Genomic DNA, 20,180 nt, shown 5'->3' with positions numbered 1-20,180 from the left:
CGACGGCCAGGGAGGAACGGCAGTTTCTACCATCACGATTACGATTCTGCCAGTAAATGATCCACCAGTAGGGCCAGATGTTATTACAGTTACTACATTGGAAGAAATCCCGGTTACAGGCCAAATCGTAGCAACTGATCCAGATGGAGACCCTCTAATATACACCTTACAAGATCTACCGACTAATGGAACAGCGATAATTAATCAAGAAGGATTATTCACTTATATACCAAATGAAAATTTTGCTGGAAACGATACGTTCACTGTACGTATAGCTGATTCAACTGGACAATTTATTATTACTAATGTATTTGTTGTTGTTATACCAGTTGAACAGCCACCTACTGTACGGAATTATTCAATTACTACTCCTGAAAACCAATCCGTAACCAGCCAGGTAGTAGGAACCGATCCGAATGGGGACCCACTCACTTATCGTTTAGGAAGCTCTCCATTAAATGGGAACGTTATAGTAAATGCAGATGGAAGTTTTGTATATTTACCAAATTCTAATTATGTAGGTCCAGATTTATTTACAGTTATTGTAGAAGATTCAACAGGTCTTACAGCAGTGTCTATTGTAAATGTTACAGTTATTGATATGAATGATTCGCCAGTTACGAGTGATGTTATTCTTCAGACTATAGAAAACGTAGCAATCAATGGGCAAGTGTTCGCTACAGATCCAGATGATAATTTACTCACTTTCAGTTTATCTGGTACTCCTTTTAACGGCACAGCTGTGGTAAATGCAGATGGAACATTTTTATATACACCAAACTTTAATTTTATTGGCTTGGATTCTTTTACAGTAGAGGTAAGGGATAGTCGCGGAGCTAGTGCACAATCTCTTGTGACTATAAGTGTAATTCGAGTAAATCAACCACCTCTCGTTATAGATTTATCAATTTCGACTGTACAGGGACAGTTTGTAACAGGGCAAATTCCTGCCTTTGATCCTGAAGGTGATCCACTAGTATATGGGCTGAGTTTAGCGCCACTTAATGGTACCGCCATTATTAATGCAGATGGCACCTTTACCTATACGCCGAACCCAAGTTTTGTAGGAACAGATTCATTCTCTGTTTTTGCCAGAGATACTCTTGGAAACCAAGGTTTTGGAACTATTACCGTGGAAGTGCAGTCTCAAGATTTACCGATTAGTGCTGAAGGGCTCACTTTAACTACTTTAGCAAATCAACCTGTAAGTGGATCTATTGCCACTGTGAATCCAGCGGGCTTTCCGTTAAGTTATGCTGTAGCCATTTCCCCATCAAATGGAACCGTTGTGTTAAATCAAGATGGTGCTTTAGTTTACACACCAAATCCTGGATTCACCGGAGAAGATGTCTTTAGTATCGTTGTCAGAGATTCAGCTGGAAACCAAAGTATCGCTAACGCTGTTGTGACAGTAGTAGTAGGAGACAGAATTTCAGTTGTTAATAGTGAAATAACTACTTTATTCAATGCACCAGTTTCTGGGCAAGTAAGTGCTACAAATTTGAGTGGAAATCAGTTGTTTTATACACTTACGTCTAATCCTATTAATGGATCTGTCTTAGTTAACCCAGATGGCACATTTAGTTATACCCCAAATGCTGGATTCTTTGGAACAGATCAATTCCAAGTGCTTGTAAGTGATGTTCTCGGTAATACAGCTGTTGCAACTGTTTCCATTATTACGGAAGGACCGGTAGAAAGGGCACCCATTGTGTCTGATCAAACCTTGACTACAATTGAAGAACAGCCAGTGTCAGGGGCAGTGCAGGCAGTTGACCCTCAAGGTGAAGCATTAACCTATACGTTACTTGGCACACCACCAAATGGAATAGTCGTATTAAATCCGGATGGCACCTTTACGTATACACCAAATTCAGGATTTGTGGGAACTGAGTCATTTACAGTGGCTGTTCAGAACCAAACTGGTTTAAACGCCACAGCTACCATACAAGTGACTGTTAACCCACTAGTAAATCAAATTATAGTGACAAATACGACGGTTCGAACAGAGGAAAATCAGTCAGTAAACGATCAAGTATCAGCTCGCGATCAGTTAAACAGGCCGTTAACCTACACGCTTAACACTCCTCCATTATACGGAACAGCAATTGTGAACCAGGATGGAACTTTTATCTATACACCAACTCCAGGTGTAAGCGGTATTGATCAGTTTGATGTGCTTATTCAGAATGATCAGGGAGGCCAAGCAATTGCACCGGTTATTATAATAATAAATCCAGCCCAGAGCACTATTACACTAGAGGATGTAACAGTGCAAACCCAACAAAATGTGAGTGTCTCAGGGACAGTAATAGCTACCGATTCTCTTGGAAGACCTCTTCGCTTTTCATTGAACCTGCCACCTTTAAATGGAACAGTTAGAATAAATCCGGATGGCACATTCACATACACGCCGAACCCTCAGTTTTTTGGAATAGACTCTTTTACCGTACTTGTCCAAAACGATCGAGGAAATTCAGCCATTGGAATTGTTCGAGTAGTGGTTCAAGAAAATCAAGATATTATTACAGTTACTCCTCTTACAGTGAGAGGGCAAGCAAACCAACCGGTTACAGGGCAAGTTACAGCAACCGACACACTAGGAAGGCCGTTAACATATCAAGTAAATAATTTACCTTCAAATGGAACAATTGTTTTTAATGCGAATGGTACATTTATTTATACACCCAATATGGGTTTTACCGGTATTGACTCCTTTACCGTACTTGTTCAAAATGATTTGGGTCAGTTTGCAACGAGCAGTGTGAACGTTGTAGTTGAAGGAATAAATAATACGATTAGTACACAGGATCAGGAATTGACAATTCCAACAGGTCAAATTATTGAAAGTCAAATTATTGCGGTTGATGCATTAGGAAGACCCCTCACCTACACAGTGGTAACACCGCCTGCAAACGGTGTAGTGATTTTAAATACAGACGGCACATTCACCTATAATTCAAACTTAGGGTTTGTCGGTCAAGATCAGTTTGTTGTAGTTGTAAGGAATGACACTGGGCAAGAGGCATTCTCAGTTGTGACTGTTAATTCAACTCCAAGTAATAATATCATTACACCAGGCAGTAATACGTTTACTACTCTTCAGGGGATACAGGTGATTGACAGCGTGCAAGCAACGAATCTATTACAAAGACCATTAAATTACACACTGACTACTGAACCGGCTAATGGCAATGTAACCCTTGATGCTTCTGGGAGGTTTGTATATCAACCAAACTCCGGATTTATAGGAACAGATTCCTTTACAGTATTAGTAAGAGACGATTTAGGCACAGACTCTATTGTGCTAGTTACAATTATAGTAGGTAGGTTACCTCAGCCTCCTATCATAGCAGCCCAAATGTTTAGATTGTTGGTTAATACTATTGCAACAGGACGAATTATCGCCACAGATCCAAATTCTCTACAATTGTTTTATCAAGTGACTCAAAATCCACAAAACGGGCAGTTGCTGGTTGATCGAATAACAGGTGAATTTATTTATGTTCCTAACCCTAATTTTGTAGGAACGGACACAGCTGTCGTGCGTGTAACAAATACGGATGGGGTATCAAGTGAAGCTACGGTTACATTTACTGTAGAAAGGGCGCCTACACCTACACCCCAAATTAGCCGTCCAGTCAACAATCTAAGGAAAAGAAAACGTCTTAAAAAGAAAAAACGCAAACAAAAAAATGACTGCTCTAAAACGAAAAAAGAGAAATCACAGGATGATTGTTCTGAAACAAAAAAAGAGAAATCTCGGGATGATTGTTCTAAAAAGAGAAAAAAATAAGATATAGAAACTGATCCTTTGGTTGCCAATAAAGTAATTCACGGTTCTCTAATTTCACAAAATAAAAACACCTTCACATTTAATAACTAACATTGAATGTAAAGGTGTTTTTTAGTGAAAAAGAAGAAATGAAGGCTTAAAAATATTAGCAAAAATAAATACAAAAATACATTTAGAAAAAGAAATTAGTATGTAAACAATAATGTAGAACTCTAGAATGTAATGCATTATTAATCATTTGGAATATTTAAGCGTTCTTTTGTAACTTTGCTTTATATGAGTAAATATTAAATTGTAAGTTCGTACTTGCTAAAACTAAAAAGATTATAGTTCTTGCTAAATTTAGGTTTTAAACATTATAAAATACAAATTTCAGAAAAAGAAAACATTATTTGATATTTTGTGTATAAGAGGTAACAATAATTTTTATTTATAAAGAAAATTTGCTACGATACTATATTTTTAAGAGCAGTCATCAGCTGATCATAATTGAATTTTTTCACAATAGGAAATAAGGTTTTCTCATATGTCCCTTCATATTTCTGAAACAACTCTAATATAAGAAGACGGTTTGTTTGATGAAATTTATCAATTTTGTGTAAATGATTATTCAAGGTTCTCTTATCAACCGTTCCATCTTTTTTTCTATAATTCTCTCTATTCATTAAACGTTTCTTACACTCTTCCGGTGAAAGGTCTAAAAAAATAATTACATCAGCCTTCTCAAAACGTATATCGTAAGTTTCAAAATACCCCCATCCCTCAATAATCCATTCTTTTTGCTCTACTACCTTGTCTAATTGCCTTCTGAATTTGCGCCTTCGGCGACGAAGCTGTTTAATCCTTTGCATGTTTTTATCACGAAACCATAAGTCCAAATGATAAACAGGTATCATTAGGTCCTTTCCGAGAGAGGTAGCCAATGTTGTTTTACCCGCACAACTATTCCCAAAGATTACAATTCTACACATAGAGCTTCCATCACTCCATTTATAAAATTAAAGGCCGCTTATAGAATTTAGTATAGGCTATGAGATTATATTAATAAGCCGTAAAATGGGTCGGCTACTTTAAAATATAACTCTTTCTGCTTACATAATAAGAAGCTACTTTAAAAGATCGATAGCATTTTTTCTGTTATATAATTAAATTTTATGATCATGTTAACTGTATATATGTTTGCAGATACAATAAAGGAGACTTATTACTATATAGAATATATACATAATATTTTTCAATAGTAGGCAATTATCTTTTTAGCATCGTAAAACTCTGATAACCACAAAGGTGTGGATAAGTTTTCTTATTAATTCTATATTTCATGCTTGATCTAAATTGCTTCCATAAAGTGAGCGACTAATAGCCTGATTCACTTATTCTATGCCATAATAACTATATATAACCTTATATAACTTAGAGCACAGACTTAAACCTGCCCTTTTAGTAATCTATTCCTATCTGTAGAAACCGTTATATCGATATTGGTAAGGTAAATAATACAGAAAATATGAGCTTAGATGTAGATTTTAATACGATGTGGAATATTTGAGGGGTGAAAATTGAGCAACGATTTAAACAAGAGTTAGAAGATCTACAAGCTTTACTGTAATTGTAAACGAATAAAATTAAAAGGGTTGAGCCTCGTACGATAAAGAGTTTGATCTCATTAGGTACTTAGGCAATGTATCTAACTTTTAAGGTTTAGTTTCTAATCTCGATGGTCCTTTTTATCTAAACAAGCTTATCATGTACAAGTTTAGTGTTGATGTTAATATACAGCTAAAAATAGGTATTTTCCCTCCATACTTTGTCCATTCAATGTTTAATATTTTTCATATAATATATAGCAATGTGAATTTATTTTTCTTCTTTAAGGAGGGGTTTTGGATGGGCAGAGATCATAAATGTGTATGTGATCAGTTAGAAAGATTACAACCAGGGACACAAGTTGATATATTTCTAAACGGAAATGTACTGGAAGACCTTATTTTTACTAACTTTAATTTGGATACTTTCTGTGCAACTTTTGTTGATGTGGAAACGGAGACAGGAACTATTATTGTTTTAGATTGTAGAGATATACAAGCACTTCGAATTGAGTAGCATTATAAGATAATAGTGTAACAGTGTAATTGCAGAAGAGCTTGTAAAAGAGCTCTTCTGTTAATTTAAAAGAACGCTCTATTCAGATATTATCCAAACTAAGAAAGGGAAACCTAAAATGTCAATTTTCGTTAACCGTTTTACCAATCCCAAAATATTTAATTCTAATTCTATAGCCGAGAATCATAATCAGAAGGTATATCATATTGATCTGAATTCAAAATACAGTTCTAAAAGTGTGTGCAGCCTTTTAGAAACTTTTCACCAAGGAAAAAAGGTTAAAAACCTTTTAGTAAATGGTACACAAATAAAAGTTCAGAATTTTGTAGGATTTAACCCTAAGACTGGTCTCGCTACATTTTGGGGAAAGAATGATGGTATTCTTTTAGTTGATTGTGAGCGTATTGATGCTATTACACTTTGAAATAATTTTCACACTATAATGCCCTGTTCTGTGTCTTGTTAATCAGTGAAGATACCCCTTACTGTAATATTGTTTATAGAGAATTAATAACAGATATTTTTATACTTCCATATCATTTATACAAATATAAGGTTACTTTACAAACGTTTATAGAATTTACAATACTCTGATGCATATTTTTTCTGCAACAAAAAGGCTTCTTAAAAATAGAAGCCTTTTTAAAATTATTAACCATGGAATAGTAAAAACCAAAAAAGTTTAGTCCTATTAAAATTTTCAAAACAATTTAGTTTATAAGGTTCTATATAAATCACACCAAATTTTCTGTTCTAAGTAGAGAAAAGCTACTGTACAGAAGCAATGGTTTTTCTGTTTTTAGGTTGTATAAATTACTCACTTTTAGTTTATATAATGAGCTTTATCAGAATTAAAAAGCTATGTTTCTTAAACAAGAACATAACTATTAAGGAAAAACCATCTAATGGATGCACTATATAGATACTTTAGGAGTAGCTACCCCTATCTTTAAATTTCATTGCCTGAAAAGGACAAGCATACAAGCAAAACTTTTTCTTTTTCATATTAATATATTATATCTTAAAAAGGGAGGTGGAGTGTTGAACTTTAATAGCAATGCACTCATTGGAACGGAAACAATACAAAAAATCCTAAGCAAGCAAATTTCCAATTCAATAGTTGTTGTTAAAGATTCTTGTAATGTTAATATTTCTATCACAGATACACAAACAGCAATAATTTTACAATCATTATTGCAGGTTTTAACCTTTATTCTAACGTTAATAGGTTTGGATGCTAATTCAATAAGATTAATTACAATCGAAGTTTTACTCCTTGCAAAAGTTATACAATCTAGCAATCATAAAATTATTATCGAAAATTCTAAAGATGTTCATGCTACTACAACTAATATTGATACAGTTATTTTTATACAAAGTTTTATATTAGTTTTGACTATTTTACTAGTTATCTAGGGCAGTGTATAACTAAATAAAAGTCAACTTAAGAAAAGCTCATCATACAAAAATTCAAATGGTATCGGGCAAGCATTTAATTTCTTGTTAGCATAATGGATTTAAAATCCTCTTCAGTGATTAACTGAAGAGGATTTCAATGTGTAATGATTATATTATGAAAAGAATTAAGATAAAGATTATATTAACTACCAAATAAATCATATTCATTAGCTTAATTTAAGTAAATTGTCTATATGAAAAAAATAACAATAATTAGAGTGAACTGATGCAATGAAACATACATTCAAAAACCTTGCCGTAAACAGAACAACTACTGTACAAGAGCAGTAGTTGTTCTGTTTCTAATCTATATATACTATACATTTTTAGCAACATAATTATTATTCTCGATATTTGTTTTTATAATAAATAATTAAATAGTACAAGCTCTTATTTGAAATTTACATATAATAAATCAAATGTAAATTTATAATTTATATTTAATTTATTGCAATAAGGGGGGATACAAAGGATGATTACAGACTTATTAAGAATCTTAGATCCTGGAACACCAGTTCCAACCTTAGTCGTAGGCGGTGCTACGCTTACTAATCTTGTATTTTCAAGCTTTAATGCTACAACTAATTTAGCTTCTTTTGCAACTAGAACAGGTACTGGGACAAACGCTAGCACAAATATTGTCACAGTAAATGCTAATCAGATTCAAGCTATAACAACAGCTTAAATATATATCTTATTTAGAATTGGACATGCTTCATTTGACTATATATTTTATTAGATATATTTTAAAATCTCCATGTTTGACCAAACACTTACATCTAATTTAATGTGTAATAAATTCTAAAAATTAACTTAATACTCGTATAATTACAAAAAACTACTGATGGATCCAGTAGTTTTTTTTCTGCTTTTAGGCTGTATACGACATACAAAGACAATTTACATAATCTGTTTAATAAGAATGGCATAGTCTATTCTTAGACCATCCCATTCTTATAGAGTTACATTTAGTATTTAGAACAGTCACAATGATTGCAATCACAGTGACGATGGCATCTACAATTAGAACGGTGATCATGATGATTATTACATTCATGGTGGTGTTTACAGCTAGAACCATGGTGATGATCGCATTCACGGTGATGTTTACAGCTAGAACCATGGTGATGATTACATTCATGACGACGTCTACATCTACAACAAAATACAAGACGATTCCAACAATTCATATATAATACCCCCTATATATAGAATAGGATATTATATTCACAATAAAAAAAATGGCTTGTATTAGTGTCACCTAGTCTAAAAAATAGGCTCTACAATATAGAATGGTTATCCTTAAAGAAAAAATCTTGATGGTTACAAGTAAAAACCAATATTTTTCTTTTTTATACATAAATTGTTTACCAATTTGAACAAACTAATCAAGAGGATAAGAAAGATTTTATAAGAAGGGAAAACCTTTAGATATTGCTTAAATATAATGATTAAATATCCCTCGTAACTTCTCGTGAAAATAAGGAGTTGGTCCCTTATAATTGCTGCGGTTAATAATCTTAATATTTGTTCATATGAAATTTTTTTTAGTAACACAAACCAAGCAATTGGGTCATATGCTGATGAATGAAAAATGAAAGGTTGTGAATAAATGAACTATTATGTTTATGTTCCATATTATCCTCTGATGCATACCTATCACCCAACTGATCATAAATGCAAAAATTCATATCCTGTAGACATGTATTATACCCACCCTACTTATTTTGATTATCGTTTCTACGCTGTTCCGACTTATCATGAAACAGAATACCAAATGGGCAGAAGAAAAGTTAGAAAAGAAAAAGGTGGTCCAGATTTTGAGGCCCCATCTTATCGTAATTCCGACCTTGAGACTTCATCCTCTCATGATTCAGATTTTGAGGCTTCATCTTATCGTAATTCCGACCTTGAGACTTCATCCTCTCATGATTCAGATTTTGAGGCTTCATCTTATCGTAATTCCGATCTTGGGACTTCATCCCATCGTGATTCATTCCTAGACAATTTATACAAAGATGGTCCCTATGGTGATATAACTGTAGCCTATCCCTTCAAAAACGATATAACCAATGGAACTAAATAAAAAACGTAAACGAAAAAGCAATTGCTGAAAAGAGGGATAAGTTATATAAAAGGACCGCATCCTTTTTTATGTAATTAGTTTAGACAAAACTTATGATAATAACAAAAAACTAATTTTTTATTTATCATAGGTTTTAAATCACATATTATCATTATTAGATAAAGCTTTTAGCAACGAAGCATCAGCAAAAGATTACAATAAAAAAACAGAAAAAAACTATCTCCATACGCCAAGATAGTTTTTTCTGTTTTTAGGATGTATATGATATACAAAATATCTTACATAATCAGTTTAATGGGAAGTTCGTTTCCCAATGAAATTTATCTATCAGTTTGATTTGTATTTATTACGATTGGAAGGTATAATTTTTAACGGTCTCATCATGTCATGGTCTTCATGTTCTAAACGATGACAGTGCCATACGTAGTCTCCAGAAAATGGATGAAATTTCATGATGATTCGTACGGTTTCTCCTGAACCTACTAGAACAGTATCTTTTAAACCAAAATCAGCTGGGAGAGGAGCTACCAAGTTTCCATTTTGATCATAACGATCAAGGACACGAAAATTAACCAGATGTATATGAATAGGGTGAATTCCGGGGGTCAAATTCACTAACTCCCATATTTCAACAGAATTAAGTAAGGGTGTTTCTGTTGCTGGGTCCATCCACTCCTTATCGTCAAATAAAAGCATAAGACGTCCAAATTCGTCTTGCGAGTCATTTAATGTCAATCGTCTTATCTTTTTCACTTTATTTAATGGAATACGGTCAATATGGCTCAAGAGAGATGGAAGTCTGCTCTGATCAGGACAGGATAAAAATTTAGTTACTTGGAATTCCATTATCTCGCCAGTTGGATTTTCTGATTCAAAACCATCTTGTAATATTACATTTTGCCCTTCCAACCCTGAAAAATCAATAACAATATCGATCCGTTCAGCTGGTGAAACATCCAAACTTTTCACTTTAATTGGACGGGAAAGAAGGCCACCATCAGTTCCAATTAAAGCAAAAGGGCGCAGGTTGCTTAATTGGAACTGATATGTTCGAGTATTGGAAGCGTTTAATAAACGGAATCTATATTTGCGAGGCTCTACTTTTAAAAATGGCCAGACTTTCCCGTTAACCGTAATGGTATCCCCTAAAAATGAAGGAACAATTGAAGGGTATGGTAAATTAGGAGATGGATTGTCTGGTTGTGCAGGATAAAAGAGCGAACCGTCTGGATTAAATGTTTTATCTTGGATAATTAGAGGTACCTCGTATTTACCCTTAGGAAGTGACAGTGATCTTTCTTGCTCATCTCGAATGAAGTAAAGTCCCGCAAGACCCGCATACACATTCAGACGAGTAACCCCAAGTGCATGGTCATGATACCAGAGAGCAGTTGCTCTTTCCTCATTCGTATAATGATAAATTTCTTTCATAAAGTGAGGACCTGTTTGTCTAAATCCTCTTGTAAACCATGCTTCGGGATGACCATCACTAGCTGGTTCCGAGGGGCTTCCATGCAGGTGTACAACAGTTCTTACTTCTGGATTATGACTAGCTCCGTGAATGGTTTTATCCACTGGTAAAAAATGTTTTTCAGGTAAGTTGTTTGCCCATCTCACATATATGGGTTGATTTTTTTCTACATTAAAAGTTGGACCTGGTACTAACCCATTATAGCCCCATACCTTGGTTTTAGGTAAATCCCTATGAAACTTGTGTAGTGTTTCAATCATGCATACATCATAAAACGGCCTGCCTTTATACATTCCCTTTGGTCTGATTATTGAAGGAATTGGAAGGGTATCAACAAATTTTTTTAACTCCAAACATTTTTATCTCCTTTTATCTAACAGAATATATTAATTGACTATATTCTATTAAATAAATATTTTTTTGCTTGTATACTTGTCCATATTTATTATAGAACTTGATATATAAGGGTTTATAATATTTTTTTAATTAATTAAGCTTCACTACTGTTAATGATGCAGCATTAACTTCTTGTTCACCTATAATTGGTAACAAAGTATCCGTAGATGGACCGATGTTTCTAAGTTCCAATGTTGAGTTTTTTGGGATATGAATAATAGCTTGTCCAATGAGCATTAGACTCGCTCCATTCACTTGTCTTTGTATACCATACTGGGTAAGCTTATCCTTTACTAAGAAATTGTTTAAAATCAAACCATACGTTGAAGAAGAAGAAGGACCATCGATTAATAATACATATTCAATCTTATAGTCACCGGATTTACTAATTATTAAGGTATCACTAGGTAAGGCAAACTTTATATGATTTAATGGACCGTTTTGATTAAACGTTATACTTTCACCTGAGTTGACCATGATGGGTTTGGAACCTATGAGTGTAACGTAGCCATAGGCAGGTGAATATCTTTTCCAGTTTCGATCTGACACTATTAGTCACCTACTCACTTATTATTTCTATTATGGTATGTGAGTAGATTAAAATTGATTGTACTATTGTATTATGAGTTATATTATTAATCCTAATAGATAGAAATGAATACTCAATACAATGTTAGTTAACATAATAAAAATTATAAGTAATCATAAAACCAAACCAAAACCTTTCTTTTTCTGTTTTTAGATGCATATTGTATATAACACTAGTTTACATATGAGTTTTTCCAGTATTAAAAGCCTCTTCAGTTCATTAAAGGGGCTTTTAATGCGTGATAAGTAGATTTAGAAAAAAGGTAAGGTGAAGGTTAAATTAACTACCAAATAAATTATATTCATTAGCCTATTTTAAGTGAATTGTCCAGTCAATAAAAATGAGTTAAAAACAGCCCATGAATTAATTCATGGGCTGTTTACCCTCCTAGCAAAGGATGAAAATAAAGATAGAGCAAGAGATCTGTCACGTGTAATATATGTTGCTGCCCATTACGAAGTAAATTGTCCGTAGGAATAAAACAAAAATAATTTGAGAAACTACCAAGATGGATGAATCATTGTTTTGAGCTCATCTCCTTAAGAACAGAAAAAATCCCTTCCAACCAACGGGGATTTTTCTGTTTTTAAGCTATATATGATATATATATGTTTAGTTAACATAATATAGATTCCATAAATAAGTAAATGCATTTTAGATAAAAAGTTGCATTTTACTCTTTAGGGTATACTTGCCTAGTGGTAAGTACACTCAGAGCATCCTTAACTTTTCTTGCAAAGGAGAGTGGCTGATCAATAGACTCGAAATGCATATACATTAGACGTGGTTCATCAAATAGCCAATGATTATGAACAGCTGTTACGATGATACCATGTTCTCGAAGCCTAGTGATAAATGGATTGATTTCAGTCTGCAAAATCACAGTTTCTCCACTGCAAAGAGCCTGACCATCTCCTGTCATAGACTCGAATGTAAACATTTGAGGGATTAGTAAAAATGATCTTCCTCTTCTCCCAAGAACCTCAGGGTGAATGTTTGTACGAGATTTCATTACTGTACAAATTCCATTCTCAAATGTATGCATGGATCCCCCCAGAATGTTATTAAATCTGTCACAGAGATTAGATGAGTTACTATAATCAGAAGTTATGGTTTTACAATCAGGATAAACATTACGTGTAGTCAATACACTCAATGCATCTCTAACTTTTCTCGCAAAAGAAATTGGTTGATCAATAGATTCAAAGTGCATATACATTAGACGTGGTTCATCAAATAACCAGTGGTTATGAACAGCAGTTACTATGATGCCATGCTCCCTAAGTTTACTCATGAATGGATTAATTTCATCTTGGAGAATTACTGTTTCCCCAAGACATAAAGCTCTCCCATTTCGATCAACGTCTTCAAAAGAAAAAGCTTGTGGTACAAACATGAAAGATTCTGCTCTTCTCCCTAATACTACAGGATGGAGATTGGTACGAGATCTAGTTGCAGTACATACGCTATTAATAACACTTGGCGTTGAGTCAAGTATTCTTGCAAACTCTCGACAGAGTTCAGATGGTTGATTGTCCATGTTCCTCATGAAAATGCCTCCTATAAATAACATATAATCTTGTTATAATATGTACTTACATAAATTAAGAAATGGGCAATCGTCTACTACTGTTCTCTTTAGATAACTTTTTCTGTTTTTAAAATGTATAAGGTATATAAATCTAGTTAACATAATGAGTGTCATCTGAGTTAAAAGCCATTGGAACTAATGATTCAAACGTTTTTTTTCCATATCAGAACATGCCCAAACTCTTTTCATTTAGTTGCATATTTTACTAGTACAAGCACTATATAACTTTATGAAAGGAGAAAAATTAATGCCCTTTAACTTTAGAAAAACTGTAATCGTTATGGAACTGCTATTCCAAGATGTGTTAAAAACAAACTTTGTAATCCCTTTATATCCAACTACATTTAGAGAAACCATTATACCTGTCCCTACGCCTTTAGGAGTTACAGATTTGCCACCTAACATTTATTTTGATCTTGATAATCGATTTAATGTAGAACAAGAACAAAGAATCAGAGATGCCATTAGTGAAACTATGTTGGTATGGGCTACTCATATGAATGAAAAATGGAATGGCGGAACAAACACTGGAATTTCACAAATGGCAGCTTGTATAAACATATATGCAACACAGAATTTACGCCCTGCTTGGTATAGTGAATCACCTATTCAAAATGGACTAACAGCTACTAATATAGCTATGGATCAGTTTACTCAACTTATACGTGATAATGGATTTAGGCGTTCCCCAAGAGCGAAAATCTTCGCTGCTCCACTTAACAATAATACTATTGTCTTTGCATTAACTGCTTTTACTCAGAATTTTGTACCCTTATCATTTATTGTTGACCCAACCTTAATTGATATTGCTACTCTAAACTTTATCACTGGTTCTATGATGCACTCTTGGCTACATTGCGCAGGATTCTTCGACCCTAATACAACTAGTTATTTCAACACGGAATGCTCAATGTGTGTCATGAGAGGATTTCGACCTAAAAACCCTGACATGCCTGATAACCTTTATTATCAGTTTTTCGATTAACTAAAAGTGTACGTATACCTTATACACTTTTAGTTAACATAATGAATTTTATTAGAAAGAAAACTTTTTTTACAAGTTACCCTAAAGGCTTTCTATATAGGATTCAGATTATATTAGACAAGCACACAAGCACTTTCTTGATTAAAGAATAGTATATTAAGAGAAATGAGAAAGGAGGGATTATAGTGGGTAACTGCCATGAAAAAAAACATGAACACAAACACAACTGTGAATCTATCCTTCAGAAAGCCTTTGAAAAACTTTTAAAAGAAATCTTCGAAGATCATCATAAAGATCACCATAAAGATCACCATAAAGATCACCATAAGGACAAACATGATTGTGGATGTCATAGCTAAGATTAACATTATTATAAAAGACCTTTTAGCGGGGACAAGCAATAAAGGATTGAATTCTTGTCTTAAATACTGACCCATAATTCAAACGATTTACTCAAAATGCTGAAAAGTATCCCCAATTTAGAACCCAAAAGGAAAAGCTTCTGTTGCAACAGAGGCTTTTTCTCTTTTAGACTGTATACGATATATAAAACTAGTTAATATAATGTGCCTCACTTATACAAAATGCTTGTCCTAAGATAGGACAAGCATACAAACATTTTATTAATCAATGAATAAGATATATAGAAACTAATAATGGAGGTGATAAACATGTGTAAATATTATTGCAAGTCAAAAGATAAGAAGTATAAAGAGGACAAGCATAAGGAATATAAATGTAAAAAAAATAAAGAATACAAGTCTAAATGTAAAGGCAAGAAAAACGATGGTTATTCTTATTAATTAATTTATTAATGTAAGGTCTCTATTTCTTATAGGAAGTATAACAGGTTTTTAAGAAAACCTGTTATACTCATTAAAAAAGCCTGCCTCTTTTGATTTAAAAAGGGCAGGCTGTTCTTTCTACAGCATCTATAAGAAATAGACGCAAAAATAGAGATAGGTTTTCTGTTTTTTAAGCTGTATACGATATAAAATGTGAGTTACCATAATCAATATTCTAGGAATGAAAAGGAAGCTTAAGAGTTACGTTAATAGTTCTTAAGCTTCTTTTTTCCAATGTCCAGGAATTACCTTACTTAAAAACGGAATATGGAACTTTAAAGAAATTAATACCATTGGCATAAGGGCCGTATTCATATTCACCAAATATAATCACAATGCCACCACTCGTGTAATAAAATTGGTCTTGAGTTAAGTTCACAGATTTAAAATCTTTAACCTCGAATCCAGCTCCTTTTTTATTAAGCACAATCATTTGGTCACGAATATATTTATTCACCTTACCTAATTGAGTTTGATTTTTAATGACGTCTTTCAAACTAAGTTGCTTAGCTTTTAATAAATCATAATTGTAAGTATCAATCCAAGCATTACCGTGTGCACCACCAGAGTACTCATCATAGGTAATAGAGATACTTAAGATATTATCTTGATTGTAGGGTACAGAGTATTTCATATTTTGATAATAAGGGCCTGGTGACCAACCGTTTTCGCGGTCCTCTTTCTCCTGTTCTTTTAATTCTTTATTTGCTTGCTGAGTTTCTTTAGCAAGGTTTAAGAATTTTCTATTGAAACTAGCCTCAAATGGTTTATTAAAAAGACCAGATGCTTGTGGATAACTAATATTACTTGCTAATGATTTTTTTATAACGGTTATTCCAAAGGCTTGGATTTTGTCACTAGGTGCTCTCTCATACTTGATACTAGACGATTTTTGAGCATATAAATCTTTTGATAAACCGTAAATTCCACCGTATTTTCCAGAATAAGAATAAACACGATATGTTTGACCCTTTGATACTTTTTTAGCAGCTACCAATTTATTATTTTTAATGTTGTAAAGACTAGTATTCTTTAAAATTGTAACGCGCCCTATTTGTCCTTTAACGAGTTCTTGATTTCCCCACATTACTTTGGCTTCTGCCTGTGTATGTGGAACGAGTGGCGAGAATAATACAGCAAAAACTAAAATAAAGGCTATAACTTTTTTGAACCTTTTCATAAATGCCCCCCTGAAATATTTTGTAGGGTTTTAAAACTGATAATTTACAGTTTCTAAAAAAAACCAATTAGAAGTATAACACAAATTAACAGTGAATAATGATTATTTATATTGATTTAATGGAAATAATTGTAAATAGCATTTATGTATAATCCATTGATTTACAGTTAATATAATGTACTTTATCAACAATTGCTAAGTGTATACAGAAAAGGTAAATAAAAAAAGCTAGCATCTAGCTAGCCCTTTTTTAAACAAAATAGGTTTAATGATTAACATCCTCCAACGAAGCCGCCAAAACAAGAAGCACCGATAATGATTAACAGGATAAACAGTACAATAATTAAAGCAAAACCACTGCCAAAACCACAGCCGCCCCCACCGTAACCATATCCGCCATAGCAGCAACCGCCACCATAACCTCCAAAGCCCATATTTTCACCCCCCTATATGCTTAATACTCTTAAGATATGTATAAAAAATTAAAATGTTAGCCCATACTCTGAACCAGTGAAATAACAGGATTTTTGTAGATATATATAAACCCTTTAGATTAGTTTACATAGAATGAATGAACCATTCCATTTAAGCTCGGTGGATCATCTCCCCCTCCCTAACTGATTTACAGTTGTTAAAAAAACAGAAAAACTCCCTGCCGCCTGGGAGTTTTTTTATTTTTAAGTTGTATATTCTCACTATATCAATCAAAATTAATAAAATTTTTATAATATTGGCACTTGTCCAAGCACTTGTAATTACTTTACATATCATAAATTATGCGACGAAACATTTTGTCTCTTTCTATAAATGGGAGAAAAAACTACTGATGGCACACATCAGTAGTTTTTTTGACTTTAAAGATATATTTGGTATAGACTTTTAGTTCATATAATGTTTTTTATCAACATTAAAAGCCCCTCCGATCATTAAACAAAGAGGCTTTTGACGCCTGAGAGGTTTATTCGAAAAGAATAATGATAGAGTAAGAGATCTGTTATTTACAATACATAATATATGTTACTATTCATTACTAAACAAATTGTCCATTATGAATAATTTTTTTTATCATTTGGACAAACTAGCTAAGATGGATAAATCATCACTTTACGACTACCTTTCAACAAACAAAAAAAGCTACTGTTGAAGCCAGTAGCTTTTTTTGTTTTTAACCTATATATAGTATACACATGTAGCTAGCATATTTGATTTTATAGGCACTATATCTACAGTAAAAGGATTGCCAAAAACACTTTTCCATTTTATTACCATAAATGTAATTTTTTAATGATTGATATTCTTAAACTTATCTGATTATTATGGATTTAAATCGTCGTTCTTATCTAATTAAGCGTTTTCATTTTAAAAGTGGGGGACTATACTTGTGCATGAGAAACAGAAAAGACATGCTCAATTTGTAAGGCTTCCTGTTGATATTGTAAAAAGGATTGATGAGTATAAAGAATCTAAAACAATATCTTCTAGAAATGAAGCTATTTTAGAATTAATTAAAAAAGGGTTAGGTAAAGCTGATTGATCTCTAAAGAGTAAGACGCTGTTACGAATAAGATTTGCTTTTACGAACAAACTACTCAAGAAGCTTATTAGCTTTCTGCCCAAAATTTCCGCAACAGAAAAACTTCCTTAACGCATTCGGGGAGTTTTTCTGTTTTTAAGCTGTATATCATATACAAAGCTAATTAACATAATGAATTTTATAGGAAATAACTAATAGCATCTTATCTATAAAGATGCTATTACCACTGAACTAAAACACTCTTTAAGGCATTTTGTTTAACTAACCCGTTTGTATATTTCTCCTGGAACTTATTTAACATAGAGATTTTCGTTTGAACAAGAAGATTTTTGCTATATTCATAAGGGTCTGAACATTTTGGGCCTATTTCTCATACTGTATTAGGTATTAATAATATATTGAGGTGAAAAATATGGACGCAAATTATATAGATTCTTATTATTACCCAAGATTTTTAGACTCACAGTTCCCGTCCCCTAGTTTCCCTGGATCGCCTGGCGGTTTCCCTGGATCACCTGGTGGTTTCCCTGGATCACCTGGCGGTTTCCCTGGATCACCTGGCGGTTTCCCTGGATCACCTGGCGGTTTCCCTGGATCGGTTTCCCTGGATCACCTGGCGGTTTCCCTGGATCACCTGGCGGTTTCCCTGGATCACCTGGCGGTTTCCCTGGATCACCTGGCGGTTTCCCTGGATCACCTGGTGGTGGGCAACAAGCTCCAACTTCCCCACCACCAGCATTTATCCCACAACAGCAAACAGCAACACCATTTGCAGTCGATCCAGGAGCCATTTCTTTATGTTTATTCCGTAACACCTATATATGGCTTAGAAATGGGTCAAGTTTTTGGTATTACCCTATTTTTGTAGGACCGAGATCAGTTGCTGGTTTCAGATGGAACGGGCGATTCTGGACTATTTTTGGTATAGATACAAGACGAATTGTTTCATTTACATGTTTCTAAGTGTTCATAATTTATAGCCCTAGAAAAAGGGGGGGAACCAGCTTTGCAACCTACAGAGAATGTCAGGGCTAGTATGCCATTCCCATCACGATGGGGTATCCACGCTGAGATTGCAGGTAGACCTATGGTTTGGGGTGTGCTTATCATTAACTCTATTACAGAGAATAGAGTAATGGGTACAGTTAATTTTCGGGGCACCCTCATTCCTATTAACGGGTATTGGAATGAGGGGAGCAAACAAATCACCTTTAATTCACCTTATGCCACATATTCTGGTAACTTAAGTATGTTTGACGATTCCACTACTAGAATTCGACATCTTGTTTTAAGTGGGCGGGTTATTATGAAGTCACCTTCTTTGCTATCAGGTAGGAGTGGAACTTGGGTGGCTACCACAGATACAAGTCTCACAGGACCTGCCGTTAGCAATAGTGATTTACCTCCTGTTGGTGCCTTTTTAACATCAAATATACTTCATAGTGGACTTGGACGTTGAGGAAATCCTTTGAAAATATCCAATTTGGAAAGCAAAAAAACTAACTTTGAGTCAGAAAGAAGTTAGTTTTTTTGCTTTTAATGATATAGATTAATAAATCGTCTTATAAAATTATAGAGAATTCCTAATAAGTATTATAAATATTTTCGCATGTTTCAGCTTTTGGTTGATAAAAGCAATGAAGCTTATATCGAGCAACAAGAGGTTGATTGTACCATGTTGGAGGGCACTGTTGAGGAGGTCTGAAATACCATAGGCTAAATTTTGCAGGCCAACTACGTTCTCCTCTGACAGATCGACGTGCCAAACGTTTTTCACTTTCTCGTGCTCTTTGATAGAAATAGCCTTTTTGAGTAGCTTCAAATGCATGGGGTTGATAAATCATTTGTGGAATAGTTCTCAGTCCTTTAAAATCAGAGCAATTTGCTCTAATTCGATTAACCCCCACATTTCCTATAAGAAGCATTCCTTGTTCACCTTCACCTTCACCTTCTGCTCTAAGGAGCCTCGCTAAAAGAGCTATGTCTGAAGTTGTCGCTTTAACAACCGCCATAATTTCACCTCCAGAAATAAGATATTTCCCTATGGCCCGTATAATGTCTTTTCGTCATTTTTTTTAAAAATAGGCTTTTCTCTACCATTACTTCCTACCTATTTTCCCAAAAATATGGACATTCACCCAAGAAG

General features: G+C 33.8%; 18 protein-coding genes. 11 read left to right on the top strand and 7 right to left on the bottom strand.

Annotated elements, in window-relative coordinates; translation table 11 throughout:
* Window positions 1-3,796: Ig-like domain-containing protein (locus LAV82_RS27275; protein WP_499717346.1), on the top strand; the 3,796-nt coding region annotated here is incomplete at its 5' end.
* A gap of 446 nt (window positions 3,797-4,242) precedes the next feature.
* Here LAV82_RS27275 and LAV82_RS27270 read toward each other — a convergent pair.
* Window positions 4,243-4,767: an AAA family ATPase gene (locus LAV82_RS27270; RefSeq protein ID WP_098196963.1), complete on the bottom strand. Its 525-nt coding sequence runs from the start codon at window positions 4,765-4,767 to the stop codon at window positions 4,243-4,245.
* Between the two features lie 916 nt (window positions 4,768-5,683).
* Between LAV82_RS27270 and LAV82_RS27265 the strand changes: the two genes are divergently transcribed.
* From LAV82_RS27265 to LAV82_RS27240, 6 genes are all read left to right on the top strand, one after another.
* Window positions 5,684-5,899 carry a hypothetical protein gene (locus tag LAV82_RS27265; protein WP_029319888.1) on the top strand — a complete coding sequence of 72 codons (216 nt, stop codon included), beginning with the start codon at window positions 5,684-5,686 and terminating at the stop codon, window positions 5,897-5,899.
* Window positions 5,900-6,017: 118 nt separating this feature from the next.
* A complete protein-coding gene (locus LAV82_RS27260; RefSeq protein WP_047933833.1) occupies window positions 6,018-6,323 on the top strand; it encodes a hypothetical protein in 306 nt (101 codons plus the stop codon).
* A gap of 617 nt (window positions 6,324-6,940) precedes the next feature.
* Window positions 6,941-7,315, top strand: coding sequence for a spore coat protein (locus tag LAV82_RS27255; RefSeq protein WP_116299326.1), 375 nt, complete (start codon window positions 6,941-6,943; stop codon window positions 7,313-7,315).
* A 514-nt stretch (window positions 7,316-7,829) separates the two neighbouring features.
* Window positions 7,830-8,042, top strand: coding sequence for a hypothetical protein (locus tag LAV82_RS27250; RefSeq protein ID WP_074684415.1), 213 nt, complete (start codon window positions 7,830-7,832; stop codon window positions 8,040-8,042).
* Window positions 8,043-8,346: 304 nt separating this feature from the next.
* Window positions 8,347-8,553, top strand: coding sequence for a hypothetical protein (locus LAV82_RS27245; RefSeq protein ID WP_499717345.1), 207 nt, complete (start codon window positions 8,347-8,349; stop codon window positions 8,551-8,553).
* Window positions 8,554-8,969: 416 nt separating this feature from the next.
* Entirely contained in the window at window positions 8,970-9,443 is a 474-nt protein-coding gene (locus LAV82_RS27240) for a hypothetical protein (RefSeq protein WP_499717344.1), read from the top strand.
* A 327-nt stretch (window positions 9,444-9,770) separates the two neighbouring features.
* Here LAV82_RS27240 and LAV82_RS27235 read toward each other — a convergent pair whose 3' ends face one another.
* The 3 genes from LAV82_RS27235 to LAV82_RS27225 all read right to left on the bottom strand — a co-directional run bounded on the left by LAV82_RS27235 (window position 9,771) and on the right by LAV82_RS27225 (window position 13,448).
* Entirely contained in the window at window positions 9,771-11,267 is a 1,497-nt protein-coding gene (locus LAV82_RS27235; protein ID WP_029319876.1) for a multicopper oxidase family protein, read from the bottom strand.
* Window positions 11,268-11,400: 133 nt separating this feature from the next.
* Window positions 11,401-11,859, bottom strand: coding sequence for a hypothetical protein (locus tag LAV82_RS27230; RefSeq protein WP_029319874.1), 459 nt, complete (start codon window positions 11,857-11,859; stop codon window positions 11,401-11,403).
* Between the two features lie 713 nt (window positions 11,860-12,572).
* Complete coding sequence (locus LAV82_RS27225) at window positions 12,573-13,448, bottom strand: DUF1259 domain-containing protein (RefSeq protein WP_499717343.1); 876 nt, start codon at window positions 13,446-13,448, stop codon at window positions 12,573-12,575.
* 289 nt (window positions 13,449-13,737) lie between these two features.
* Between LAV82_RS27225 and LAV82_RS27220 the strand changes: the two genes are divergently transcribed.
* Both LAV82_RS27220 and LAV82_RS27215 read left to right on the top strand, forming a co-directional pair.
* Window positions 13,738-14,475 carry a hypothetical protein gene (locus LAV82_RS27220; protein WP_116299317.1) on the top strand — a complete coding sequence of 246 codons (738 nt, stop codon included), beginning with the start codon at window positions 13,738-13,740 and terminating at the stop codon, window positions 14,473-14,475.
* Window positions 14,476-14,660: 185 nt separating this feature from the next.
* Window positions 14,661-14,834 (top strand): hypothetical protein, encoded by a 174-nt coding sequence (locus LAV82_RS27215; RefSeq protein ID WP_211079778.1) that lies wholly within the window; start codon window positions 14,661-14,663, stop codon window positions 14,832-14,834.
* A gap of 736 nt (window positions 14,835-15,570) precedes the next feature.
* Here LAV82_RS27215 and LAV82_RS27210 read toward each other — a convergent pair.
* Together LAV82_RS27210 and LAV82_RS27205 are read right to left on the bottom strand one after the other, a co-directional pair.
* Window positions 15,571-16,500, bottom strand: a complete 930-nt coding sequence (locus LAV82_RS27210) for a DUF3298 and DUF4163 domain-containing protein (RefSeq protein ID WP_029319868.1) — start codon at window positions 16,498-16,500, stop codon at window positions 15,571-15,573.
* A gap of 272 nt (window positions 16,501-16,772) precedes the next feature.
* The gene (locus LAV82_RS27205) at window positions 16,773-16,934 is read right to left on the bottom strand and encodes a YjcZ family sporulation protein (protein ID WP_029319866.1); all 162 of its coding nucleotides are present in this window, start codon (window positions 16,932-16,934) and stop codon (window positions 16,773-16,775) included.
* Window positions 16,935-17,881: 947 nt separating this feature from the next.
* Here LAV82_RS27205 and LAV82_RS27200 point away from each other — a divergent pair.
* Together LAV82_RS27200 and LAV82_RS27195 are read left to right on the top strand one after the other, a co-directional pair.
* Window positions 17,882-18,034 (top strand): ribbon-helix-helix domain-containing protein, encoded by a 153-nt coding sequence (locus tag LAV82_RS27200; protein WP_170960126.1) that lies wholly within the window; start codon window positions 17,882-17,884, stop codon window positions 18,032-18,034.
* Window positions 18,035-18,628: 594 nt separating this feature from the next.
* Window positions 18,629-18,997 carry a transporter gene (locus LAV82_RS27195; protein ID WP_499717348.1) on the top strand — a complete coding sequence of 123 codons (369 nt, stop codon included), beginning with the start codon at window positions 18,629-18,631 and terminating at the stop codon, window positions 18,995-18,997.
* Window positions 18,998-19,617: 620 nt separating this feature from the next.
* Here the strand turns inward: LAV82_RS27195 and LAV82_RS27190 are convergent.
* Entirely contained in the window at window positions 19,618-20,046 is a 429-nt protein-coding gene (locus tag LAV82_RS27190; protein ID WP_097812776.1) for a cell wall hydrolase, read from the bottom strand.
* Window positions 20,047-20,180 lie beyond the last annotated feature (134 nt).

Origin of the sequence: Bacillus sp. ILBB4 (genome assembly GCF_035064545.1) — a bacterium.
Classification (GTDB): domain Bacteria; phylum Bacillota; class Bacilli; order Bacillales; family Bacillaceae_H; genus Priestia.
The sequence above is the reverse complement of the archived record's forward strand: the minus strand, read 5'-3'. Positions and strand labels throughout refer to the sequence as shown.